We start from the raw sequence: 22,617 nt of genomic DNA, 5'->3' as shown, positions 1-22,617 counted from the left end.
CCCTCGCTTCAGGGCAACGCAAGGCTTTTTTCCAACCCGGCCCTTCCCAAAACCGCCATTGGCCGTCATAATAGCCGCCCTTGGGTCGTTAGCTCAGCTGGTAGAGCAGCGGACTTTTAATCCGTTGGTCGCAGGTTCGAATCCCGCACGGCCTACCAAGAATTTGCAATACGCTTACTTGCCTTCGTGGCAAGTACGTACCGCACAGTGTTACCGCAGTAAGCAGTCAAAGTTTTTGGGTCGTTAGCTCAGCTGGTAGAGCAGCGGACTTTTAATCCGTTGGTCGCAGGTTCGAATCCCGCACGGCCTACCAAATACTTCAGAGAAGCCCACGAATTTACGTTCGTGGGCTTTTTTGCTTTCTGGTCGCTCTCTGGTCGCTTCGGAAAAGGTCCGGTCGCTGCCGTTCCGCATCAACATCGAAAATTCTTCGCACTAGCCCATGTACATCAGTCCTGTCGGACGTAACAGTAAATTCAGCGGAAGAACCACATGCCAGCAGTTCGGACTACAGGGAAAAGCATTGCCATGATTAAACAATAATAAGGTTGTGAGCCAACCAAATCAGCGCCTCGGAATCTCTCAACACCCCTCGAATTAGCGCTGCAGTCCAGTTGTTCGGTCCCGTTAACACTTCCTCATCAAGTAATTGAACCTCTAACGCGTCAGTCAATGCGCTAACACTCCGTTGCCGTGCAGCCAAAGATCTTATGTGCCCCCAGCGATCCAGTGCCCATGTAGTGGTCAACCCATCACGGACACTACGTTAAGTTTTTCTTCTGCGACGGCCGGTGCCAGTCCCTGGTTGAACTGATGTGGCCGTATCCAGTTATACCGATGCATCAGGTAGTGGCTGATGTCCCGTTGTGCTTCTTGTGCCGTCACGTAACCGGTTGACGGCACCCATTCCGTTTTGACGCTACGGAATAGCCGTTCCATCGGGGAGTTATCCCAACAATTTCCCCGCCGGCTCATGCTCTGTCGTATTCGATAGCGCCACAAGCGCTGACGGAATTTTCGACTGGCGTACTGGCTACCTTGATCCGAATGAAACAGCAGCGCCATCGGTCGACCTCGCTGCTCGTAAGCCATTTCCAGCGCTTGCACAACAAGGTCGGCGTCGGGTCGTAGCGAGAATGCCCAGCCCACCGCTCGGCGAGCGAACAAATCCAACACCACTGCCAAGTAATACCATCGGCCTTGCGCCCAGACATAGGTGATGTCCCCGCACCAGACCTGATTTGGCGCCTCGACTGTGAATTCACGATTGAGGTGGTTCGGAATATCGACCCGCTCCACCGTGGCCTGCTTATAGGCATGGCTGCCAGGCTGCCTGCAGATCAGCCCCAACTCTTCCATCAAACGACTGACTTTGAAGCGGCCAATTGCTGTGCCTTCCTCGCGCATCATGCCCATGATGCTGCGGCTTCCCGCCGAACTGCGACTCTCGACGAACAGCTCGTGCACGCGGCTACGCAATGCCATGCGCTCAACATCAATGTGGCGGGCGCGCTCCCGATATGCATACAGGCATGACCGCGCTACGTCGAACACCGCGCAGATCAACTCGATTGATTCGTCACCACAAATCTGATCGATTACCTCGTACGTTCTATCCCTTCCGACATCAAGAGCGCGGTAGCCTTTTTTAAAATGGACTTCTCCCGCTCGAGACGCTCAATGCGTGCTTCGAGTTCCTGTATTCGCTGCTGATCAGGCGACATTGCCTTACTCTGTGGCGTGATGCCCTGCCGCTCCAACTGAAGCTGCTGCACCCAGCGGCGCAGCACTGATTCGCCGATGCCCACCGACCGGCTTGCCTCCGTATGGCTATATCCTTGATCCAGTACCAGGCATGCCGCCTGCTGTTTGAACTCAGGGGAAAACGTACGTCTTTGCTTGCTCATCAAACACCTCTCTATGGCGAGAATTCTCGCCTAAATCAGTGTTCGGGTACATTAAACCACTACACAGTCCTATTCCTATCCGTAAGAATAACGCATAGGCTGTGTCTGGTGAATCAAGGGGCTATTTCAGAAATAAGTGAAAAAATACGATTGATTGAATCATTTAAGAATGGTAGTCAGGAATAAAAAAGCCACCTATAAGGTGGCTTTTTTCATTCGAAAGTGATTTACATAAGCTAGTGTTGGATGCACACCATGCAATATCTTTACCAAAGGCAACTATCTTGATATCATGTTCCCACCTCATAGGGAGATGATATGGCAAAAGCGAAATTCTTGTTACAAGCTGTGACGAAACATGACCACTCTACAATTATCAGAAAAACCCTTGAAAAAGACTTGGATAGCTTGCTTGTAAGCGTTGCTTTTGCTAGAAGCCAAGGTGTAATGACTATAAAATCCGCATTGGAGAGGAATAAAAAAAATTCTTTTGTTTTTGTTGGAATTAGAAATGACATAACCTCTTTCCAGGCTTTAGAAATTCTTTTGTCTACTGGAGCAAATATTTACGTGGTTGATACAGGATCACAGAATACGATATTTCATCCTAAGATTTACCTTGCTAGAAAGGACGCGGTCGCAACTGCGATAGTCGGCAGTGCTAATCTAACTTTTGGGGGATTAAATAATAATATTGAAGCTAGTTCTATTTTAGAATTAGATTTAACAAATAAGGACGACGAAGAATTTGTGGTGGATGCTGAATCTCTATTTTCTGGTCTGATCGTGAAACATCCTCAGCATGTAATTGCTATTAAGAAAAAAGAAGATATTGAGGCTCTTATAAATACCGGCCGAGTCGTCGATCGATGAGGCGGTCATTCGTAAGCATAGAGGAATTAGATCTTCGAAGAAATTAGATGATCAATTACCTTTAATGGACTTGTTCAAAAATTTTCCCATACCTGTTACCAAAAGAAGAGGACCAAGAGGACTTTTAGATACGATTGTAGTTAATGCCAACGGGAGAGAGACGCCTATTGATGTCCCTAGTATCACTGCTCCAAACATTCGTGATTATTATTTGGTTTGGCAGAGTAAGGAACTAAAAGAAAGAGATCTTAATATTCCCAAAGGTGGAAATACCAATCCCACTGGTTCTATGCTGTGGAAGAAGGGCGCAATGGACCAGATTGACCAAAGGCACTATTTCAGAGATGAAATATTTTCTGATTTGGACTGGAGATTTGATTATGCTCTACCACACTACGAACGAGCAAATGCTTTATTTCACTTTTTAACTAAGGGTGAATATAGAGGGGGATTTTTGCTAAAGATTTCTCATAATACAGATACTACTTCTAAATCGTATGAACAACTGAATGCTATGACTAATATTAGTTGGGGTATGGCTAAGTCGGTTGTTGCACGAGAAGACTTACTTGGTAGGGTTATGAAGCTATATAGAAAAGACACAACCCCACCCGTATTTGCAATTGAGATAGATTAATTAGTCGGCGATCCGCTGCCTTCGATTCTTTAACCGCTTCCAAGCGTTTAATAATATTCTTTGTTGAGTGCTTGTGACTCCCAGTGCTCCTAAAACAATTCTAGACTGTTGTTCAAGAATTTCAGGAGCACTTTTATCCTTGTAGATTTGGTTGAGCTCATCAAGGTCATGTTCTTCCAATCCTTTTGGATAGGCGATGAGTAATTGTTCGATTTCTGACGGAACTAGCTCTAGGACGCCACCTCCGTAATGCCGCCCCTCAAGCTCTGCACTTAATGCAGTTAGTGCTGTCCCAAAACAATACACCAATTTCTTGGATAAAATATCGCCTTTTGTAGTTATTCTATATGCGGTGTCAGTTGTATAAGCGACGACTGTATTAAGAATTAACTTAGGCATATCATGGGAGCGCTTTAGCATTCCTATCTCTGTGGCATACACGGATGGGACTGTATACCAAGGTTTCCTAATTCTACATTTATAGCGGGTTTGGAGATCTTGCGATTCACCATATGCAATATATTCTTTTACTTTTTTGGGTAGCTTTCCTAGCTCGTCTTTGATTAATATAAAGTTTGTCGGATTTCCTTTTTCGGCATTTTTTTTGTGCTGTTCGTTGTCATATATTAGCCCTGGGCAGTGTTCGCTTCGTCCAAACATAGGGTGAGCATAGTCTTCTAATCCGTATTCCTTCACTACATCGTCAGCAACTAAAAAGAACTTGTTAGCTCCAGTTACAATGCCGACGTCTACTTTTGCGATATTATGGAATTTATGGACTTCATCAAGTTTGAGAAGTGATTTGAAGAGTTCTCTTTCTTCTTTAGTTAGTAAAGCTTGTGTCCACTTTCCTTCTAATGTTTCACCATGATTCTTGGAACTCTTTCAAACAAGTCTCCTGGATCTTCATTAAGAAAATCTTTGCCAGCCACTTTATGGATGCCCAATCCATAAGAATGGTCGCTGACTGTTTGCTTTTTTTCTGCAAATAAAATAACTGCGCCTTGAAGCGTATTTTCAAACCAGATTTCTTCTGGATCGATAATTAGTAGTTTACTGCATTGTTCTCCAAGATAAGTTCTTAAAGACTGAGCATGCATGACATGAATAATTTCTGCTGGTAGAATCATTCCAAGTCTACCACCCGGTGCAAGTATTTTAATTGCAGAGATAACAAATGGAACCCATGCGTTGGTATGCTTTGTAAACTTTAAGTGTTCGCTCTTGAATATTATTTCTGCTTTATCCTGCGAGTCTTTAGGGAGATATTGGTAGCGAATAAATGGCGGATTTCCAACTACGCCATCATAAGCCGTTTTCCCTGAGTGTATGATTCGAATTGCATGCTCAAGAAAGTCAGAGTTTTCAATTGTTGCATGCATATCTAGTTGAAGAGAAAGAGCTTTAGCTTTTTCCGCTTCTTCTTTTAGTAATTCGAAACCATGAAACTGGATGTTCTTGTGTTCTCCGATATTATGCAGAGCTTTTAGAAAAATCCCGTCACCACAACTTGGTTCTAAAATATTCTTCGGAGACGAGTTTGCTACCCATTTGGCGATATAGGTTGCCAAGTATTCTGGAGTGTAGTAACCGCCACGAAGTTTTTGCTCGGATTCGTTTTCAATAAAATTCATTTTTTATTATTCTTCGTGGTAAAAATTTCAGGGTGATTGCACTGCATATGTTCTTCAATTGCTTTTATAAACCAGTCTTTTAAAGACGTCTGTTCTAAAGCTAGACATGCATAAATTTTTTTCTTGAGCTCTGGCTCAATTTCTAGAACGATTCTGCCCGATTCGCCGATTGCCATCATGTGCCTTATGTTATGTTACATATGTCACATAATTCTATCGTTTAAGATTGGTTACGTCAACCTAAAATGAGTTTTTGATATGTTTTTGTCAACGAAAAAGCCACCTTATAGGTGGCTTTGTTTTGATGTTTCTGCGTTTACTTGGCGAACAAACCATTAATGAATTGTTTAACCTCGTCCTTTTCGTATTGTTTTCCTTCTTCATTAAGATTTTCGACAAAGTAATCTTTACCTTTGTTCTTGAGGTCATTCCAGTAATTTTTTGCGTCTGCTGTGAGCGCGTTGCAATCACGACCAATCCACACTTTGAATTTTGAAGGGCGACCTTCTTTAGTTTTGACTGCATGTTCTAGGATAACAATTTTTTGTTCCGACGCTTCAACCTTCGGAAGAATAATCAAACCTTCGCTTGCCAACAGGTTAGTTGTCAAAGACCTCGTTACGCAAGGATTATCCGGCAGCACAAGGACAAGCAGCACGTCGGATAAAAATGCCGCCACGCCACGCAAGTATCATGGCCATTCAGTAAAAAGCATTCGCCCCGCATGCCGTGCATTCATTCAGCTTCCAAACGACCGCGACTTTCTGCCGCTCGAGATTCCTGGTGTTGCAGGCAACACCTATGCCAAAATCTTCACTTACCTGCGTAGCAAAAAGCCAGAACCATTCAAGTTTCCAACCCGGCTTTATTACGCAGCAATCCGCTGGACAGCAAGGCCACTGATAACAGAAGAGTACTGCGAGCTGACGCTTAACGCAGGCGAATGGAGCCAAGAAACGGGGGAATACAAGACGCTTTGCAAAGTGCGCGTGAACTGGGAAAGTTGGAGTAAGGTCCGTCGTAACACCTTGCTACGCGAATTCACCACGACTCGCGAAGAAGCCATCGAGCAAGCAAAGCGTAACAAGCAGATCAAAGGATGGATTTTCTTCGTCGGTACACAGGACCCTGCCGACCCGAGTATTTTTCATATAGACAATTACCAACTGATCTGCTGCCTTTCAGCGCAACTGATTTGGCCATCAAAGAAGTAGCGTTCCCAAAGGACGGCCAATACAAGGCACGACAATATTGAGATCGCGGGATCGGAGTCAAGTCCGGCATTCGTACACGATTTCAGCCTTGGGCGCCTCCATCTGCAGCAAGTGGTGCTTTATCAATTACCGATATTACTCGATTCACTATCATCCTTTTCCCCATACCTCCCCGGCGTCACCCCCATCACCCTCTTGAACATGGCGATGAAGGCGCTGACGTTGTCGTAGCCCAGGTCCAGCGCAATCGTCGTGACGGGCTGGCCGGCGGCCAATAGTTCCAGGGCGCGCAGGATGCGGGCGCGCTGGCGCCAGGCGGAGGGCGTAAAGCCGGTCTCCAGCGTAAAACGGCGCGCCAGGGTGCGCGGCGAGACGCCGGCCCAGGCGGCCAGCGCTTCCACGCCACGCTCATCGGCCAGGTCGTCGAGCACGGCGCGCGCCACGCGCAGCAGGCGCGGGTCCGAGGGGGCAGCGACAAGCCGAAGGATTCGTGCGGCGCGGCGGCGATTTCGTCGAGGATCACGCCCCGCCACCCGGGCCTGCCGCGCGTCCAGTGCGCCCTCGTCCCAGGTGCTGGCGCGGCCCACCGCCTCGCGCAGCAAGCCCGAGACACGCATCACGCACGGCGCGGCGGGCAAGCCGGCGCAACTGGCCTCGTCCACATACACGCTCCAGCCCGCAAACGGGCCATGCGAACGCAGCGCGTGGATGTGATGGGGCGGCACCCACACGCAGTGGCTGGCCGGCACTACCCATTGTCCGCTGTCGGCGGCAACGGAGAGCAAACCCCGCATCGCGCCGAACAGCTGGCCGCTGGCATGGCGGTGCGCCGCCGTCACCCTTTCCTGCGGCTGGACAATGCGCATGGCGCGCAGCGGCGGTGCTGGCGGCAAGATTGACGGATTTGACGTATCGAATGACATAAACAACGCAGGCAAGACAATCCGGCCATCATACAGTGAAGTCTTTCCACCCCTCAGGAGTTCGCCATGCGTGCAGAAGACGTATTAGCCGATCAACAAAACCAGGCCCAGTTCAAGGGCGTCACCGTGCGCAAGGGCACGGTGGGCGCCTTCCTGGCCAATGCACGGCTGTGGCTGGACGACGCCAGCAGCAGCGACGACAAGGCCATCGCCGAGCGCGACATTGTCGACGCCCTGCCCGCCCTGCATGCGCTGGGCCTGTTCGACATTGTGCAGGTGCGCGATGCGGCGCTGCGCGAACTGGTGGCCGCGTCCGCCGCGTGAGCGGGCTGGCTCGTCCCCGGCGCGCATTTCCTCTATCATGCTGCTTTGCCCGCCTTCGCACCCGCCATGCCGTTTACCATTGCCGCCCCCGTCCACAGCGAACTGATCATCAAGAAAAGCCGTTTCATCGGTTGCGTGCAGCCGATGACGGACCGCGCCAGCGCGCAGCAGGTGGTCAATGACTTGAAGGCCCAGCATCCGGGCGCCTGCCATGTGTGCTGGGCGCTGCTGGCGGGCGGGCAGTCGGCGGCCGTCGACGATGGCGAACCGAGCGGCACGGCCGGGCGGCCCATGCTCGACGTGCTGCGCCACCAGGACCTGGAAGGCGTGCTGGCCACCGTGGTGCGCTATTTTGGCGGCATCAAGCTCGGTGCGGGCGGCCTCGTGCGCGCCTACACGGACAGCGTGGCGCAAGCGTTATTGCAGGCGGAAAAGACGGCCATCGTGCGCCAGCGCAGCCTGCGCTGCACGGTGCCGTATGCGATGGAGGGCATGCTGCGCCGCGAACTCGACGGCGCCGGCGCCACCCTGCTGAACGTGGAACACGGCGACGCCGTGCTGTTCGACTTCAGCCTGCCCGAAACGGCGGCCACCGCCCTGCTGGCCCATCTGCATGAGGCGGGCAATGGGCGGATAGCCTGGCTGAAAGTAGAGACCGAAGAGGAAGATTAAAACTTACAAGTTGGCTGGACGCTTGATCTGCAACAAGATGAAATGCGTCCACGCCAGCGCCGGCAGCACCATCAGCAACAACATCAGTCCGGCCGGCATGTCCGGCACGAAACGCACGAAGCAGGCAAGAAAGCTGGCGATGGCCAGCCAGAAACGCCAGTTGAAGGCATACGCCTTGCGCGCCACCGTGGCCAGGGCGATGCGCCAGAATTCCAGCAAGGCCCACAGGCCGCCCGTCAGCAGCAGCGCGGCCAGGGCATTGGCGCCGGGAGCGTCGGACCAGGTGCGCACCAGGTTGTACAGCAGCACGGGATAGCCGGCCGTGACGGCCAGGGTGGCCGGGCCGGCGGCGATGACAGCTTCAAACAGCTGCCCTTTGGAACGATGATCCACTCAATTACCCCTATGCCACGACGCCCGAATGGGCGGCGATCACTTGCAGCGCGCCGGCCGCATCCTGCGCCCAGACGCGCGTAAAACGGAAGTCGCCATGCGTTTCCACGTCGTGATAACTGCCCGTCAACTGCATGCGCACGGAGACCACGGCCACGGGGCCATTGATGCGCACATGGCGCTCGGACGCGCGCAGATCGGTAATAGTCAGCAGTCGCTGCTCGTGCGCGGCCAGATCCGCATGCTTGCTCAGCAAGTGGCCCAGGTGATTGGTAAACAATAAGTCATCGGCCAGCAACTGACTCAGTACAGCCACGTCGGAGGCCATCATGGCCAGGCGCAAGCGTTCTTCCGCATCGAGTACCTGTACTTCCGTTAAAACATTCATCTTTTTCCTTGAAATAATTGGCACGACATTAATAAATAGGCAAAACATGCTGGCATGAAATCGGGTTTTTCACAATCCGCCGGAAGACTTATGCCTGTGGAGCATATTTATATAGCGTAATATTCGCAGCGGTATTGCGCAAAACGCCACCATAGTACTGTACAGTGCTTGCCCTTCCGCCCCGGGCTGGGGCAGCTGTCAGTTGTAGTACTGTTTTATGTGCTCCGTGCAGTCTCGAATAAAACCAAGATAAGGCCCCTTCATGGCAATTAATATCATCCTGAATCTGCTCGTTGCGTTGCTCGTCTTCGCTTTCATGTTCCATCAGCAACGCAAACACGCGACGTTTACCGTGCGCGTCTTCACGGGCCTGGGCCTGGGCGTGCTGCTCGGTGCGGCCGTGCAGTGGCTGTACGGCGCTGGCTCGCCCATCATCGCCGGCACCAATGAATACATCGACATCGTCGGCAGCGGCTACGTCAAACTGTTGCAGATGATCATCATGCCGCTGATCATGGTGTCCATCATTTCCGCCATTTTAAAGCTCAAGGATGCGAGTTCCCTGGGCAAGATCAGCGCGCTGACCATCGGCACCCTGCTCATCACCACCACGGTCGCCGCCGCGCTGGGCATTTTGATGGCCAAGCTGTTCGGCCTGACGGCCGTCGGCCTGACGTCGAGCGCGGCCGAAGTGGCGCGCGGCGTGCAGCTGCAAGGGTCGCTGGAAACGGCGAAAGCCCTGTCCTTGCCGAAACTGCTGGTCAGCTTCGTGCCGACCAATCCCTTCCTCGACATGACGGGCGCGCGCAAGACGTCGACGACCATCGCCGTCGTCGTGTTCTCGATCTTCATCGGCATCTCGGCCACGGGCATCGCCGCCAAGAAGCCGGAAATCTTCGCCTCCTTCGAAAGCTTCATGAAAGTGGCGCACGCCATCGTCATGCGCATGGTCACCCTGGTGCTGCGCCTGACGCCGTACGGCGTGTTCGCGCTGATGTTTGCAGTGGTGGCCTCGTCGAGCTACACGGACATTTTAAAGCTGATCAACTTCGTCGTCGCCTCGTACAGCGCGCTGATATTGATGTTCCTCGTGCACCTGGCCATCATCGCGGGCGTGGGCCTGAACCCCTTGCGCTTCGTCAAGAAAGTCTTCCCCGTGCTGGCTTTCGCGTTCACGTCGCGCACCAGCGCCGGCTCGATCCCGATGAGCGTGCAGACGCAAACCCAGCGCCTGGGCACGCCGGAAGGCATCGCCAATTTCGCCGCCTCGTTCGGCTCGACCATCGGCCAGAATGGCTGCGCCGGCATCTATCCGGCCATGCTGGCGTCATCATGATCGCCCCTACCGTCGGCGTCGACCCGTTCACCGTCAGCTTCCTGCTGCCCTTGCTGGCCATCATCACCATCGGTTCCGTCGGCGTGGCCGGCGTGGGCGGCGGCGCCACGTTTGCCGCGCTGATCGTGCTGTCGGCGATGGACTTGCCCGTCGCACTGGCCGGCTTGCTGATCTCCGTCGAACCGCTGATCGACATGGGCCGCACGGCCCTGAACGTGAGCGGCTCGATCACGGCCGGCACCGTCACCAGCCGGGTCATGGGACAAACCGACCTGGCCGTCTACAACAGCGACGACGCGCCGGACCTGGACGAGGCGGAACACGCGGCCTAAGGAAGCTATCGAGCGGCGCGCCGCGCCTTGCCGCTTTCGTCTATATTGAATCGCAATCAATACGGAGGAAGGCGCAAGGCGCAAGGCGATGGAACAGAAATGGCCGCAGCAAATCTGGATCGTGCGTCACGGCCAAAGTGCCGGCAACGTGGCGCGCGATGCCGCCGAAGCGGAAAAACAGTTATTGATCGCCATCGCCGAACGCGACGTCGATGTCCCCCTCTCCGAGCTTGGCGCGCGCCAGGCGCAAGCCCTCGGCGACTGGTTCGCCACCCTTCCCCCTGAACAACAACCGACCGTCGTGCTGTATTCGCCGTATGTGCGCGCCCACCAGACGGCGCAAGCCGTGCTGGCGCGCATCGGTGAGGACAGCTTGAACTCCGTCGCGGCCGACGAGCGCCTGCGCGAAAAGGAATTCGGCATCCTCGACCGCCTGACCGTGCACGGCATCGCCAGCAAATACCCGGAGCTGTACGAACAGCGCCAGCACGTGGGCAAGTTTTATTTTCGCCCGCCGGGCGGCGAAAGCTGGTGCGACGTCATCCTGCGCCTGCGCAGCGTGCTCGACACCATCACCCGCGAATACCGGGGCGAACGGGTGCTGATCGTCGGCCACCAGGTCATCATCAATTGCTTCCGCTACCTGCTGGAGCGCTGCGACGAGCACGCCATCCTGGCCATCGACAAGGCGGCCGACGTGCCCAACTGCGGCATCACCTCATACGCCTTCAACCCCGCCCTGGGCAGGCACGGCAAGCTGCAGCTGGACCTGTGCAATTTTGTTGCGCCGCTGGAAGCGGCCGGCACTCCCGTCACGGCCCAGCCCGACATGCCGGCGGCGCCGAAATCCTGATCCTTCGGAGGTCATCCATGGACGCCACCGCCATCACCCCTTCCCTGCTGCGTTCCTGGCCCCTGCCCATGCCCCAGCCCGATGGCGACAAGGAAGTGCGCGGCCATCTGCTGATCGTCGCCGGCTCCGAAGAAATGCCGGGCGCCATCGTGCTGGCGGCCACGGCAGCCCTGCGCGCGGGCGCGGGAAAGCTGACCCTGGCGACGGGCGCCTCGGTGGCGGCGCAAGTGGCCGTCGCGATGCCCGAGGCGCGGGTCATCGGCCTCGACGAAACGGCGCTGGGTGGCTTCCGCCACGAGGCGCGGCACCAGCTGGCGCCGCTGGCGGGCAAGGTCGATGCCGTCCTCGTCGGGCCGGGCATGTGCGACACGGCGGCAAGCTGCGAGCTGATGCGCCACCTGCTGCCCCTGTTTGCCGGCAGCCGCCTGATCCTCGATGCCTGCGCCATGCAGGTCGTGCGCCAGCCGCCGCAGTTCCATTTTGAGCAGCCGGTGCTGCTGACGCCGCACGCGGGCGAGCTGGCCCAGCTGATGGGCCTGTCGAAGGACGCCGTGCTGGCCGACCCGCACGCCTGCGCCGTGGAAGCGGCGCGGCGCTGGCATGCCATCGTCGCCCTGAAAGGCGCGCTGACCGTCATCGCCATGCCCGATGGCAGCAGCTGGACGCACGCGGGCGGCAACATCGGCCTGGCCATCTCCGGTTCCGGCGACACGCTGGCCGGCATCATCACGGGCCTGGCCGCGCGCGGCGCGCCATTGGAACAGGCATGCGCCTGGGGCATCGCCCTGCATGCGCTGGCTGGCGAAAAGCTGGCCCTGCGCTTCGGCATCCTCGGCTACCTGGCGCGCGAAATCCCGGCCGAGATACCCGCCCTGCTGCGTAATCTGACGCCCTGAGCTGGCGCCCTGAGTGAAGCGGCGTAGAAACAACAGCCATAAGCATATCCATAAAGAATCGTTCGCCTGGGCAACAACCTCCCTTAAGCTCATCCAATTGTTTTCAGATGAACAAGCTTAAAGGATACCGCCGTGCACCTGCGCCACTCATACGCCCCCCATTCCCTTCCCGCCACGCCGCTGCGCGCCATCGTGCTGGCCTGCGCCATGCTGGGCGCCGCGCCCGCCTGGGCACAGGACGCGCAAGCCACCGCCAGCACAGGCACAGGCGCCGCCGCTGAAACGGCCGGCGCCAGCATCGACCAGGTCACCGTCGTCGGTTCGCGCGCGCGCAACCGCCGCACCGTGTTCGACAGCAGCGTGCCCATCGACCGCTTCGGTGCCCGTGAAGTGGACAACGCGCTGGCCTCGGGCGACGTGGGCGCGGCCCTGCAAAACCTGTCGCCGTCGATCAACTTCCCCCGCATCGAGTCGAGCGGCGCGTCGGACTCCGTGCGCGGCATCCAGTTGCGGGGCCTGGCGCCCGACCAGGTGCTGGTGCTGATCAACGGCAAGCGCCGCCACACGAGCGCCGTGCTCGACACGGAAAGCAGCTTTGCCGGCACCGTGCCGGTCGACATCAACGCCATTCCCCCGAATGCCATCGACCACATCGAAATCCTGCGCGACGGCGCGGGCGCCCAGTACGGCAGCGATGCCGTGGCCGGCGTGATCAACATCGTGCTGAAAAAGGCCCGCACGGGCGGTGCCGCCTCCGTCAGCTATGGTGCCAACCACACGCATTTCGCCCCCACCGATCAAACCCTGACGGATGGCCAGACCGTCATCGTCAACGCCGACTACGGCGTGCCGCTGGGCGAGGCGGGATTCTTCCGCTTCGGCGCGGAAACGCGGCGCCGCTCGCCCACGGAACGGGCCGGCCCCAGCGACGCGGGCTGGACGTCCTACAACTTCACGCCGGCCGACCAGGCGCTCGACGGCAAGGTGGTGTTCAAGTCCGGCGACTCGCGCCAGCGCAACAACTATCTGTTCTACAACACCCGGCTCACGCTGGCCAACGGCCTCGACCTGTACTCGTTTGCCACCCTGAACGAGCGCACATCCGACGGCAGCGCCTACTTCCGCTATCCGGGCGACCCGTCGAACGTGACGGCCCTGTATCCGCACGGCTACCGCCCCGTCACCAACGGCGACAAGCGCGACCTCAGCATCGTTGCCGGCGTGCGCGGCAGCGCGGGCGAGTGGAACTGGGACGCCAGCGCGCGCCACGGCAGCGACCGCTTTGACTATGGCGTAAGCCACTCCGTCAACGCTTCGCTGGGCGCGGCCAGCCCCACCAGTTTCCACCTGGCCGGCTTCGACTTCCGCCAGGACGCCTTGAACTTCGATGCCACGCGCACCATCGACATCGGCCTGCCGTCACCGTTGAGCGTGGCCGTGGGCGCCGAATGGATGCGCGAAACGTACACCAGCTCGGCCGGCGACCCCGCCTCGTATGCGGCCGGCAGCTTCACCGACGCGCCACCGGGCGCGCAGGCGGGACCAGGCTTGCGTCCATCGGACGCCTACGACGGCAGCCGGCAAATCCGCTCCGTGTATGCGGACGTGGAAAGCGACCTCACGCCGCGCCTGCTGGTGGGCGCCGCCGCCCGCTATTCCGACTACAGCGACTTCGGCAGCGCCAGCACGGGCAAGCTGTCCACGCGCTACAAGGTGACGGACAGCTTCCTCGTGCGCGGCTCGCTGTCGAACAGCTTCCGCGCGCCAGCCCTCGTGCAGACGGGTTTCCGCTTCGCCACCCTGAACTTCAACGCCGATGGCACGGCCCTGCAAACGGCAGCCCTGCTGCCGGCCAGCGACCCGCTGGCGCGCAGCTTCGGCGCGCAACAGCTGAAACCGGAAAAATCGACCAACCTGTCGCTGGGCCTGGCCTGGAAACCGGCGGCCGCCACCAGCGTGACGGTGGACGCCTACGTGATCCGCATCCGCGACCGCATCACGCGCTCGAGCGACTTGCAAAGCGATGCCGTCACGGCCTACCTTGCCGCGAATGGCCGCAGCGACATTCAATCCGTGGCCTACCTGGCCAATTTGCTCGACACGCGAACCAAAGGCCTGGATGTGGTGCTGAACCACGACCTGGCGTTCACCTCAGGCAAACTGAACCTGAATGCGGCGCTGAACCTGAACAAGACCAGCCTCGACAAGCTGCGCCAGAGTTCCGCGGCACTAACCAATATCGATCCAAGTCTGACCCTGCTGACGGAAACGAGTTTGTTCCGTATCAAACATGCGTCACCGACCAGCAAATTGATCTTGGGCGCTGACTGGCAGGCGGCCGGCTGGGGCGTGCAGGCGCGCGCCACCCGCTTTGGCGAGCTGAAAGATTTTTCCTACGACAGCGATGCGCCCTTGATCGACGGCATCCCCGCGCAGCGCTTCGGCGCCGTCTGGTCGCTGGATCTGGAAGGCCAATTGAAACTGAGCAAGCAACTGACGCTGAGCGTGGGCGGCAACAATATCCTCGACCGCTATCCCCAGCGCGTGCGCGAAACGAATAACGCCACCTATGGCGGCGCCCTGCCTTACAATTTCATCAACCCCATCGGCGTCAATGGCGCCTACTTTTACGCTAAATTAAGCTACACGTTCTGACACGGACAAGGATAAATCATGATCATCAAACGAATCTCCCACCTCGCCGCCGGCGCCTGCCTGAGCGCCCTGCTGCTGTCGCCCGCCCAGGCTGCCGCACCGCTGGTGCTGATGACGGACTTCGGCACGGCCGACGGCGCCGTGTCCGCCATGCATGGCGTCGCCTACGGCGTCGATCCCCAGCTCACCATCTCGGACCTGACGCACCAGATTCCCGACTACGACATCTGGCTGGGCGCCTACCGCCTGTACCAGACGGCCAATTACTGGCCGCAAGGCACGGTATTTGTTTCCGTCATCGATCCGGGCGTGGGCACCAACCGCAAGTCGGTGGTGCTGAAAACCAAGGGGGGCCGCTATTTCGTGGGGCCGGACAACGGCCTGTTCACCCTGATCGCCGAGCGCGATGGCGTGGCGGAATTGCGCGAAATCGATGAAAAGGTCAACCGCCTGGCCGGCTCCGCGGAGTCCTACACCTTCCACGGCCGCGACGTGTACGCCTACGTGGGTGCGCGCCTGGCGTCGGGCGCCATCAGCTATGAACAGGTGGGCCCGTCATTGCCCAGCGCATCCGTGGTCAAGATCGCGTATCAAAAACCTGTGCGCCACGGCAATACCATCCGCGGCATCGTGCCCGTGCTGGACGTAAAGTATGGCAATGTCTGGACGAATATCCCGAAATCCCTGCTCGACGAATTACAGGTGAAACTGCACGATCCGCTGCAAGTGCGCATTTTGCACAAGGGCAAACAAGTGGCCAAGGTCACGGCGCCGTTCGAGCACACGTTTGGCGGCGTCGCCAAGGGCAAGCCCCTGGTCTACCTGAACAGCCTGCTCGACGTGGCCGTGGCCATCAGCCAGGGCGACTTTGCCGCCAAGCATCACATTGAGTCAGGCGTGGATTGGGAAGTGGAAGTGAGCAAGGCCCCTGCCGCCAAGTAAGCCCCCCATGCGTGGCCGGGACGCCCTGTCCTGGCCCTTTCTTTGTCGTTCACGTGGCGCGCTTGCGCCATGTCAAAGCGGATCGCCTCTTTTCTCGCCGATGGCCGCTGATTTGTAAATCCGGTGAACCTGCGCGCGCCTGCCTACTCTAATTTTTGCAAGCGATGCCAGCCTTGCTGCGACGGTCTGCCCGCACCGTGACAGGCCGCCTTGCAAGGTACGATCACCCTCGACAGCTTTCCAACGAGAAAGGAACAATCATGACGGCCCCACTCCCTAGCACCAGCAAGCTTGTCCTCGGCACCGCCATCGTGTGCGCGCTGCTGGGCGGCTGCAACAAGCACAATGAGTCCACCACCGCCCCGGCGGCCACGCCCAACACGGCGCCCGCCACCACGCCCGGCACGGGCGGCAGCGGCACCTCGGGCACCAGCGGCACCACCACGCCGGACACCACCACGCCCGCCACGCCATCCGTTGCGCCGGGTACCACCACCAACCCCGACGGCACGACGACGCCGCCAGCCACCCCGCCCGGCACCACGCCAGGAACCGGCACAGGGACTGGGACCACCACGCCACCGCCACGCAGCAGCTAAAGGCTGCACCCGCTGCGCTGCGGCGACTAGCCCCGCAGCCCGGCAACGAGCACGGGAATCAACAACAAAGAGCCTTCCAACGAAGGCTCTTTGTCTTGCACAGCGCAGCAATTGCGCCCGCTACAGCGTATCAATGGGCTGGCGCCGCCTTCAACGCGCCCCGCGCGCCCAGCGCCTGGTGATCGGCGGCCAGGAACAGATACATGGCCGGCACCACGAACAGGGTAAACAGGGTGCCGATGGACAGGCCCGTGAAAATCACCAGCCCCATCGCGTGGCGCCCGGCCGCGCCAGCGCCCGAAGCGATCACCAGGGGCAGCACGCCAAACACCATGGCAGCCGTCGTCATCAGGATGGGGCGCAGGCGCACGGCAGCCGCTTCTTCCACCGCTTCGCGCTTGCTCTTGCCCGTCTTTTGCAGCTGATTCGCCACTTCCACGATCAGGATGCCATGCTTGCTGATCAGCCCCATCAGGGTCACCAGGCCCACCTCCGTGTAGATGTTGATCGAAGCAAAGCCGAGGAAGATGAACATGGTGGCACCAAACAGGGCCAGCGGCACGGAAACGAGGATCACGACGGGGTCGCGGAAACTCTCGAACTGCGCCGCCAGCGCCAGGAAGACGATTACCACGGCAAACAGCATGGTGACGACAAAACCGCCCGACTCCTGCACAAACTGGCGCGACTGGCCCGCATAATCGGCCGTGTAGCCGCTGGGCGCCAGCTGGGCCAGCGTCTCGCGCATGAAGGCCAGCACTTCGCCCTGCGAGGCGCCGGACACGCCGGAAAGCGTCACGGAATTGAGTTGCTGGAAGCGGTTGATCGACTCGGGCACGACATCGTAGCGGATATGCGCGACGGTACTGGCCGGTATCATCGCACCGTCGGGCGTCTTGATATGGAAGTCCAGCACGGCCGATGGATTCAGGCGGTCCACCTGCAGCACCTGCGGGATCACCTTGTAGGAACGCCCGGCGATGGAAAAATAATTGACGTAGTTGCCGCCCAAAGCCGCGCCCAGCGCCTGCCCCACATCCTGCTGCGTCATGCCCAGCGCGGCCACGCTGTCGCGGTCGATCACGACGGTGGCTTGCGGTTTATCAATCTTCAAGTCCGTGTCGATGAAATAGAACTTGCCCGACGCGCGCGCCTTCTCCAGCACCTGCTGCGCGATGGCATCGAGGTTTTCAAACGGCTCCGTGGTGGCGATGACGAATTGCACGGGCAGGCCCGAGGAGCCGGGCAAGGCGGGAAACTGGAAGGCGGCCACGCGGGCGCCGGCAATCCGGTTCCAGCCCGCCTGCAAGTCCTGCTGCACCTCTTGGGCGCTGCGCGTGCGCTCGTCCCACGGCGTCATCAGCATGCCGCCAAAACCCGAGTTGACCGTCGGCACGCCCGTGATCTGGAACATCTGGCTGTATTCGGGCATGGCCTTGGCCACCTGGTAGATTTGCTCCGCATACACCTGCATCTGGTCCGAGGTGGCCGTCGGGTCGCCCACCACCTGCGACAGCACGACGCCCTGGTCTTCCTCGGGCGCCAGCTCGGACTGCGACATCTTGAACATCAGTCCCAGCACCACCATCAATAGCGCCGCCATGACGATGAGCACCACCCAGGTGTCGAGCAGCGCATGCAGCAGGCGCTGGTACGTGTCGTGCACCTTGCCGAAGACGCGGTCGATGGCTTGCACGAAGCGCCCGCTGTCCTGTTCCGGACGAAAAAAACGCGAACACATCATGGGCGACAGGGTCAAGGCCACGATGCCCGACACGGCCACGGCGCCGGCCAGGGTGAAGGCGAATTCCGTAAACAGCGCGCCCGTCAGGCCGCCCTGGAAACCGATGGGCACGTACACGGCAATGAGTACCACCGTCATGGCCAGGATGGGGCTGGCCAGCTCGCGCGCCGCCAGCAGGCTGGCCTCCAGCGGCGGCTGGCCCTGCTTCATGTGGCGGTCCACGTTTTCCACCACGATGATGGCGTCGTCAACCACCAGGCCGATGGCCAGCACGATGGCCAGTAAGGTCAGCAGATTGATGGAATAGCCGAGCGCCAGCATGGCCGTAAACGTGCCGATCAGCGACAGCGGCATGGCGATCACGGGCACGATCACGGCCCGCAGGCTGCCCAGGAACAAATAGATGACGATGGTGACGATCAGCAATGCCTCGACCAGGGTCTTGATGACCTCCTTGATGGAAGTATTGATGAAGAATGTCGAGTCGTACACGATTTCCCCCGTCAGCCCGGCCGGCAGCTGGGACTGGATATCGGGGAAGCTGGCGCGCACGCGCTTGGCCACGTCGAGGATATTAGCTTCCGGCGCCACCTTGATGCCGATGAAGACGGAGCGCACGCCGCTGAAAGCCACGTTGAAATCATAGTTTTCCGACCCCAGCACGACGGTGGCCAGGTCTTCCAGGCGCACGATGGAATCGCCGCTGCGCTTGACGACGAGTTTCCTGAATTCCTCGACCGAATGCAGATCCGTGCCGGCCGTCAGGGGAACGGTCACCATCTGCCCCTTGCTCGATCCCAGCGCGGCCAGGTAATTGTTATTGCCCAGGGCGGTACTCACCTCGGCCGCCGTCACGCCGAAGGCGGCCATCTTGTCCGCATCGAGCCAGGCGCGCAGGGCGAACAGGCGCGCGCCCAGCAATTCCGCCGTCTGCACGCCGGTGACGGAGTCCAGCTTGGGCTTGACGACGCGGCTCAGGTAATCCGTCACATTATTCGTCGGCAAGGTCTTGCTGTAAAAGCCCAGGTACATGGCGTCCGTCGTCTGCCCCATCTGTACCGTCAGCACGGGCGTTTGCGCCTGGGCCGGCAACTGGTTCTTCACGGAACTGACTTGGGTATTGATTTGCGTCAAAGCACGGTTCGCGTCGTAATTGAGGCGCAAGGTGGCCGTGATGGTCGACACGCCGCTGCTGCTGGACGAAGACAGGTAGTCGATGCCCTGCGCCTGGGCAATGGCCGATTCCAGCGGCTGCGTAATGAAACCGGCCACCGTCTGCGCATCGGCGCCGTAATAGGTGGTGGAGATCGTCACGACGGCATTCTGCGTCTTCGGATACTGGTTGATGGGCAGGCTGAACAGCGAGCGCAAGCCCAGCACCACCAGCAGCAGGCTCACCACCATGGCCAGCACGGGCCGGCGGATAAAGAGATCGGTGAAGTTCATGGCGGCGCCTCGACTCAATGTTCCTGCGGCGTGGGCTGCGGATTGTTGCGCGGCTCGACGACGTTGCTGATCACCACGGGGCTGCCGTTCTTGAGCTTGATCTGCCCGCTGGTGACGACCTGCTGCCCCTCGGTCAGGCCCGTCAGCACGGCCACCTGGTCGCCCCGCGTCTCGCCCGTCGTCACGAATACCTGCTGCACCACCAGGTCGCCCGCCTTCGGCGGCGGCGCGCCGGCCTTGGGCGCCTGGGCCTGGGCCGGGGCCGGGGCCGGGGCCCGCTGCACAACGAAGACGGTGGAGCCATACGGGTTATAGGTGATCGCCGTCTGCGGCAAGGTCAGGAACTGTTTCTTCCCTCCCACTTCCACGAGGACGTTGGCAAACATGCCCGGAAGCAACTGCCGCTGGGGATTGGCCACCGTGGCTTCCACCTGCACATTGCGCGTGGCGGGGTCGACCTTGGAACTGATGGCGCTGACCTTGCCCGCAAACGCCGTGTTGGCATGCGCATCGCTGGACAGATTCAGGGCTTGCCCCACTTGCAGGCCGCCCAGCTGCTTTTGCGGAATATAGAAGTCGACATAGATGGGATCGATGGTTTGCAAGGTGACGATCTTGTCGCCGGGATTCACGTACTGGCCCGGATTGACGGTGGTGATGCCGAGTTTGCCCGCAAACGGCGCGCGGATGGTTTTCTTGGCCACCAGTGCCGCCTGCTGGGCCGCCAGTGCCTGCTTGCTTTTCAGGTCGGCCGCGTCGTTGTCGACCTGCGCCTGGCTGATCGCCTGCACGGCAAATTGCTGGCGGTCGCGCGCCAGCACGGACGCGGCCAGTTCCGCGGCCGCCTCCAGCGCGCGCAGCTGCGCCAGGTCGGCATCGGCATTCAGTTGCAGCAACAGTTGCCCCGCCGCCACTTCCTGGCCGGACTTGAAATGGATGGACCTGACGAGGCCGGCGATTTCGCTCGTCACGTCGACGCCGCGCACGGCCACCAGGGTGCCCACGGAGGACAGATGCGGCTGCCAGTCGACCTTGCGGACGATGGTCGCCGACACCGTCTGCGGCGTGGGCTTGGGCGAACTGGCCATGAGCTGGCGGATGTGCAGGAAAAATCCCAGCGCCAGCAGGGCAATCAACAGCACCACCGCCCCCAGCATGATGAGCATGCGCTTATTGCGTTTCGTCATGGATGCGCTCCCCGTTTATTCCGGCGTCCAAAAGTCAATCCGTGCCTGCCGCCACCGGCAAGGTGGTCGTGGCGGAAACGTTGTCCAGCGCGGGACGGTTCCACCAGCCGCCGCCCAGCGCCTGGAACAGCGCTGCGCTATCGGCATAGCGGGCCGCCTGCGCCTGTACCAGGCCCACCCTGGCCTGCTGATAAGTGCGCTGGGCGTCCAGCAAGGACAGGTAACTGATGGCGCCCAGCTTGAATTGCTGCGTACTCAGCGCCAGCGATTCGCTGGCCATGGCCTCCACCTCGGCTTGCTGCTGCAAGGCGGCGGCATCGGCCTCGAGCGCGCGCAGGCTATCCGCCACATTCTGGAAAGCGCCCAGCACGGTGGCGCGGTAATCGGCCGCCGCGCCCTCGTAGGCCGCGACGGCGGCACGCCGCCCCGCGCGCAGCGCACCGCCATTGAAGATGGGCTGGGCCAGCCCGGCCGCCACGCCCCACACGGAAGAACCGCCATGCAGCAGCGCGGGAAAACTGGTGGCCAGCGCCCCCAAATTGCCCGTCAAGGTGAACTGGGGATACATGGCTGCCGTGGCGACGCCGATCTGCGCGCTGGCCTGCTGCAGCAGCGCTTCGCTGGCGCGGATGTCGGGGCGCTGGCGCACCAGGGCCGACGGCAGGGAAACGGGCAAGTCCCGCGGCAAGCGCAGCGATGCCAGGTCGAATTCAGGCATGCCAGGCTCGCTGGGCAAGCGGCCCGCATACACGGACAGCTGGTGGCGCGTCAGGGCCAGGGCTTTTTCCAGCGGCGGCACGCTGGCCCGCGTCTGCGCCACCGTGTTGCGCTGGATCAGCACCGTGGCGCGGCTGATGGCGCCGAAACGCAATTGCTGTTCGATCAGGTCCAGCTGTTTCTGCTGCGCATCGAGTATCTCGCCGGTGGCTTGCAGCTGGGCGCGCAACGATGCTTCGCGGATGGCCGCCGTCACCAGGTTGGCCGTCAGGGCCAGATACACCGCTTCCAGCTGATACTGCCGATAGTCAACCAGGGCTTGCAAGCCTTCCAGCTGGCGCTTGTTGCCGCCAAACACATCCAGCGCATACGACACATTCACCGAGGCATTGTACAAATTGAGGACGCCGCCCACGCCCTCCAGGCTGCTGTTTTTCTCGCGGCTGGCGCCCAGCTGGGCGCCTACCTCGGGATACAGCAGTCTGCCGGACAGGGCGCGGTAGTTTTCATCGGCCTGGCGCAGGGCCGCCTGGGCCGACGCCAGGCCGGGATTGCGCGCGAGGGCGCCGCGCACGAGCTGGTCCAGCGCCGGCGACTGGAACAGCGACCACCATTGCGCGGGAATATCCTGGCCCGGCACGAAGCGCTGCGCCTGGCCGGCGGGACCGGGCGCCGCCACCGTTTGCGCCGGCAACGGTGCCGGCGTGTAGCGGTCGCCACCGCCGGGGGCGGCGGGACGCCGGAAGTCCGGCCCGACGGCGCAAGCGGCCAGCAGGCATACTGTAAGAATGCCGAGTATGGGCTGCCGGAGGCTGGAGAACATGGTGCTGGTCCGATACGTTGCCGTGCCACATTGCCGTTGAAAAATATCGCAAAAGTATCGCGATACCAGGCTGGCGAACCCGCCCACCCGTTCTACGATTGTAGAGCACCAGACGTAAAAAG

The 22,617-nt window shown here is 59.2% G+C and carries 20 protein-coding genes, 2 tRNA genes and 2 pseudogenes; 14 read left to right on the top strand and 10 right to left on the bottom strand.

The features are described 5' to 3' along the window. The first annotated feature begins 82 nt into the window (after window positions 1–82). Both ACQVLG_RS15910 and ACQVLG_RS15905 read left to right on the top strand, forming a co-directional pair. Window positions 83–158: transfer RNA gene (locus ACQVLG_RS15910), tRNA-Lys, on the top strand. A 79-nt stretch (window positions 159–237) separates the two neighbouring features. Next, window positions 238–313 (top strand) — tRNA-Lys (locus ACQVLG_RS15905). Window positions 314–744: 431 nt separating this feature from the next. On the opposite strand, the gene ACQVLG_RS15900 is transcribed toward ACQVLG_RS15905, so the two are convergent. Continuing rightward, window positions 745–1,907, bottom strand: a protein-coding gene (locus ACQVLG_RS15900; protein WP_474290099.1) for an IS3 family transposase whose coding sequence is annotated in 2 segments (ribosomal slippage) — window positions 745–1,652 and window positions 1,652–1,907 — 1,164 coding nt in all. Because the reading frame shifts where the segments join, the coding sequence is not laid out codon by codon here. A gap of 318 nt (window positions 1,908–2,225) precedes the next feature. Here ACQVLG_RS15900 and ACQVLG_RS15895 point away from each other — a divergent pair. Together ACQVLG_RS15895 and ACQVLG_RS15890 are read left to right on the top strand one after the other, a co-directional pair. Beyond that, the gene (locus ACQVLG_RS15895) at window positions 2,226–2,780 is read left to right on the top strand and encodes a phospholipase D-like domain-containing protein (RefSeq protein ID WP_474290098.1); all 555 of its coding nucleotides are present in this window, start codon (window positions 2,226–2,228) and stop codon (window positions 2,778–2,780) included. A 64-nt stretch (window positions 2,781–2,844) separates the two neighbouring features. After that, a complete protein-coding gene (locus ACQVLG_RS15890) occupies window positions 2,845–3,417 on the top strand; it encodes a hypothetical protein (protein WP_474290097.1) in 573 nt (190 codons plus the stop codon). On the opposite strand, the pseudogene ACQVLG_RS15885 reads toward ACQVLG_RS15890, so the two are convergent. From ACQVLG_RS15885 to ACQVLG_RS15875, 3 genes and pseudogenes are all read right to left on the bottom strand, one after another. Beyond that, a pseudogene (locus ACQVLG_RS15885) lies at window positions 3,418–4,257 on the bottom strand (hypothetical protein); the annotation flags it as partial. A gap of 14 nt (window positions 4,258–4,271) precedes the next feature. Further along, window positions 4,272–5,051 carry an N-6 DNA methylase gene (locus ACQVLG_RS15880; RefSeq protein WP_474290096.1) on the bottom strand — a complete coding sequence of 260 codons (780 nt, stop codon included), beginning with the start codon at window positions 5,049–5,051 and terminating at the stop codon, window positions 4,272–4,274. Then, window positions 5,048–5,227 (bottom strand): hypothetical protein, encoded by a 180-nt coding sequence (locus ACQVLG_RS15875; protein ID WP_474290094.1) that lies wholly within the window; start codon window positions 5,225–5,227, stop codon window positions 5,048–5,050. The genes ACQVLG_RS15880 and ACQVLG_RS15875 overlap by 4 nt, the downstream gene beginning before the upstream one ends. Window positions 5,228–5,536: 309 nt before the next feature. Here ACQVLG_RS15875 and ACQVLG_RS15870 point away from each other — a divergent pair, with 309 nt between their 5' ends. Then, a complete protein-coding gene (locus ACQVLG_RS15870) occupies window positions 5,537–6,265 on the top strand; it encodes a hypothetical protein (protein WP_474290093.1) in 729 nt (242 codons plus the stop codon). 122 nt (window positions 6,266–6,387) lie between these two features. Here ACQVLG_RS15870 and ACQVLG_RS15865 read toward each other — a convergent pair. Further along, window positions 6,388–7,131, bottom strand: a pseudogene (locus ACQVLG_RS15865) (AraC family transcriptional regulator). A 123-nt stretch (window positions 7,132–7,254) separates the two neighbouring features. Between ACQVLG_RS15865 and ACQVLG_RS15860 the strand changes: the two are divergent. Both ACQVLG_RS15860 and ACQVLG_RS15855 read left to right on the top strand, forming a co-directional pair. Beyond that, the gene (locus tag ACQVLG_RS15860) at window positions 7,255–7,512 is read left to right on the top strand and encodes a hypothetical protein (protein ID WP_230542269.1); all 258 of its coding nucleotides are present in this window, start codon (window positions 7,255–7,257) and stop codon (window positions 7,510–7,512) included. A 66-nt stretch (window positions 7,513–7,578) separates the two neighbouring features. Next, window positions 7,579–8,184, top strand: coding sequence for an IMPACT family protein (locus ACQVLG_RS15855; RefSeq protein ID WP_474290091.1), 606 nt, complete (start codon window positions 7,579–7,581; stop codon window positions 8,182–8,184). 3 nt (window positions 8,185–8,187) lie between these two features. Here the strand turns inward: ACQVLG_RS15855 and ACQVLG_RS15850 are convergent, their stop codons facing one another. Then, entirely contained in the window at window positions 8,188–8,577 is a 390-nt protein-coding gene (locus ACQVLG_RS15850; RefSeq protein WP_474290090.1) for a hypothetical protein, read from the bottom strand. Window positions 8,578–8,587: 10 nt separating this feature from the next. Further along, window positions 8,588–8,965, bottom strand: coding sequence for a nuclear transport factor 2 family protein (locus ACQVLG_RS15845; protein ID WP_474290089.1), 378 nt, complete (start codon window positions 8,963–8,965; stop codon window positions 8,588–8,590). 262 nt (window positions 8,966–9,227) lie between these two features. Between ACQVLG_RS15845 and ACQVLG_RS15840 the strand changes: the two genes are divergently transcribed. From ACQVLG_RS15840 to ACQVLG_RS15810, 7 genes are all read left to right on the top strand, one after another. Beyond that, window positions 9,228–10,301: a cation:dicarboxylate symporter family transporter gene (locus ACQVLG_RS15840; protein ID WP_474290088.1), complete on the top strand. Its 1,074-nt coding sequence runs from the start codon at window positions 9,228–9,230 to the stop codon at window positions 10,299–10,301. Continuing rightward, window positions 10,298–10,633: a cation:dicarboxylate symporter family transporter gene (locus tag ACQVLG_RS15835; RefSeq protein ID WP_474290087.1), complete on the top strand. Its 336-nt coding sequence runs from the start codon at window positions 10,298–10,300 to the stop codon at window positions 10,631–10,633. The genes ACQVLG_RS15840 and ACQVLG_RS15835 overlap by 4 nt, the downstream gene beginning before the upstream one ends. A gap of 88 nt (window positions 10,634–10,721) precedes the next feature. After that, entirely contained in the window at window positions 10,722–11,486 is a 765-nt protein-coding gene (locus ACQVLG_RS15830) for a histidine phosphatase family protein (protein WP_474290086.1), read from the top strand. Window positions 11,487–11,503: 17 nt separating this feature from the next. Beyond that, window positions 11,504–12,382 (top strand): NAD(P)H-hydrate dehydratase, encoded by an 879-nt coding sequence (locus ACQVLG_RS15825; protein ID WP_474290085.1) that lies wholly within the window; start codon window positions 11,504–11,506, stop codon window positions 12,380–12,382. Between the two features lie 132 nt (window positions 12,383–12,514). Beyond that, complete coding sequence (locus ACQVLG_RS15820) at window positions 12,515–15,037, top strand: TonB-dependent receptor plug domain-containing protein (protein WP_474290084.1); 2,523 nt, start codon at window positions 12,515–12,517, stop codon at window positions 15,035–15,037. Window positions 15,038–15,055: 18 nt separating this feature from the next. After that, window positions 15,056–15,979, top strand: coding sequence for an SAM hydrolase/SAM-dependent halogenase family protein (locus ACQVLG_RS15815; RefSeq protein ID WP_474290083.1), 924 nt, complete (start codon window positions 15,056–15,058; stop codon window positions 15,977–15,979). 260 nt (window positions 15,980–16,239) lie between these two features. Continuing rightward, window positions 16,240–16,578, top strand: coding sequence for a hypothetical protein (locus ACQVLG_RS15810; RefSeq protein ID WP_474290082.1), 339 nt, complete (start codon window positions 16,240–16,242; stop codon window positions 16,576–16,578). Between the two features lie 130 nt (window positions 16,579–16,708). Here the strand turns inward: ACQVLG_RS15810 and ACQVLG_RS15805 are convergent, their stop codons facing one another. Genes ACQVLG_RS15805 through ACQVLG_RS15795 form a run of 3 tightly spaced genes read right to left on the bottom strand, consistent with a single transcriptional unit; the run spans window position 16,709 to window position 22,495 of the window. After that, on the bottom strand, window positions 16,709–19,768 hold the full coding sequence (locus ACQVLG_RS15805) for an efflux RND transporter permease subunit (protein WP_474290081.1): 3,060 nt from the start codon (window positions 19,766–19,768) through the stop codon (window positions 16,709–16,711). A gap of 14 nt (window positions 19,769–19,782) precedes the next feature. Further along, window positions 19,783–20,955 (bottom strand): efflux RND transporter periplasmic adaptor subunit, encoded by a 1,173-nt coding sequence (locus ACQVLG_RS15800; RefSeq protein ID WP_474290080.1) that lies wholly within the window; start codon window positions 20,953–20,955, stop codon window positions 19,783–19,785. A gap of 34 nt (window positions 20,956–20,989) precedes the next feature. Then, window positions 20,990–22,495, bottom strand: coding sequence for an efflux transporter outer membrane subunit (locus ACQVLG_RS15795; protein WP_474290079.1), 1,506 nt, complete (start codon window positions 22,493–22,495; stop codon window positions 20,990–20,992). Window positions 22,496–22,617: the final 122 nt, after the last annotated feature.

This window comes from Janthinobacterium sp. TPC_1 (assembly GCF_056037845.1).
This window is presented reverse-complemented; position numbering and strand designations above follow the sequence as displayed.

Excerpts from the sequence above, each read along its gene's own strand:
- ACQVLG_RS15860 (WP_230542269.1), top strand. The coding sequence starts at position 7,255 with ATGCGTGCAGAAGACGTATTAGCCGATCAACAAAACCAGGCCCAGTTC.
- ACQVLG_RS15895 (WP_474290098.1), top strand. The coding sequence starts at position 2,226 with ATGGCAAAAGCGAAATTCTTGTTACAAGCTGTGACGAAACATGACCAC.
- ACQVLG_RS15855 (WP_474290091.1), top strand. The coding sequence starts at position 7,579 with ATGCCGTTTACCATTGCCGCCCCCGTCCACAGCGAACTGATCATCAAG.
- ACQVLG_RS15845 (WP_474290089.1), bottom strand. The coding sequence starts at position 8,965 with ATGAATGTTTTAACGGAAGTACAGGTACTCGATGCGGAAGAACGCTTG.
- ACQVLG_RS15825 (WP_474290085.1), top strand. The coding sequence starts at position 11,504 with ATGGACGCCACCGCCATCACCCCTTCCCTGCTGCGTTCCTGGCCCCTG.
- ACQVLG_RS15875 (WP_474290094.1), bottom strand. The coding sequence starts at position 5,227 with ATGGCAATCGGCGAATCGGGCAGAATCGTTCTAGAAATTGAGCCAGAG.
- ACQVLG_RS15840 (WP_474290088.1), top strand. The coding sequence starts at position 9,228 with ATGGCAATTAATATCATCCTGAATCTGCTCGTTGCGTTGCTCGTCTTC.
- ACQVLG_RS15800 (WP_474290080.1), bottom strand. The coding sequence starts at position 20,955 with ATGACGAAACGCAATAAGCGCATGCTCATCATGCTGGGGGCGGTGGTG.
- ACQVLG_RS15810 (WP_474290082.1), top strand. The coding sequence starts at position 16,240 with ATGACGGCCCCACTCCCTAGCACCAGCAAGCTTGTCCTCGGCACCGCC.
- ACQVLG_RS15830 (WP_474290086.1), top strand. The coding sequence starts at position 10,722 with ATGGAACAGAAATGGCCGCAGCAAATCTGGATCGTGCGTCACGGCCAA.
- ACQVLG_RS15835 (WP_474290087.1), top strand. The coding sequence starts at position 10,298 with ATGATCGCCCCTACCGTCGGCGTCGACCCGTTCACCGTCAGCTTCCTG.
- ACQVLG_RS15880 (WP_474290096.1), bottom strand. The coding sequence starts at position 5,051 with ATGAATTTTATTGAAAACGAATCCGAGCAAAAACTTCGTGGCGGTTAC.
- ACQVLG_RS15805 (WP_474290081.1), bottom strand. The coding sequence starts at position 19,768 with ATGAACTTCACCGATCTCTTTATCCGCCGGCCCGTGCTGGCCATGGTG.
- ACQVLG_RS15795 (WP_474290079.1), bottom strand. The coding sequence starts at position 22,495 with ATGTTCTCCAGCCTCCGGCAGCCCATACTCGGCATTCTTACAGTATGC.
- ACQVLG_RS15815 (WP_474290083.1), top strand. The coding sequence starts at position 15,056 with ATGATCATCAAACGAATCTCCCACCTCGCCGCCGGCGCCTGCCTGAGC.
- ACQVLG_RS15890 (WP_474290097.1), top strand. The coding sequence starts at position 2,845 with ATGGACTTGTTCAAAAATTTTCCCATACCTGTTACCAAAAGAAGAGGA.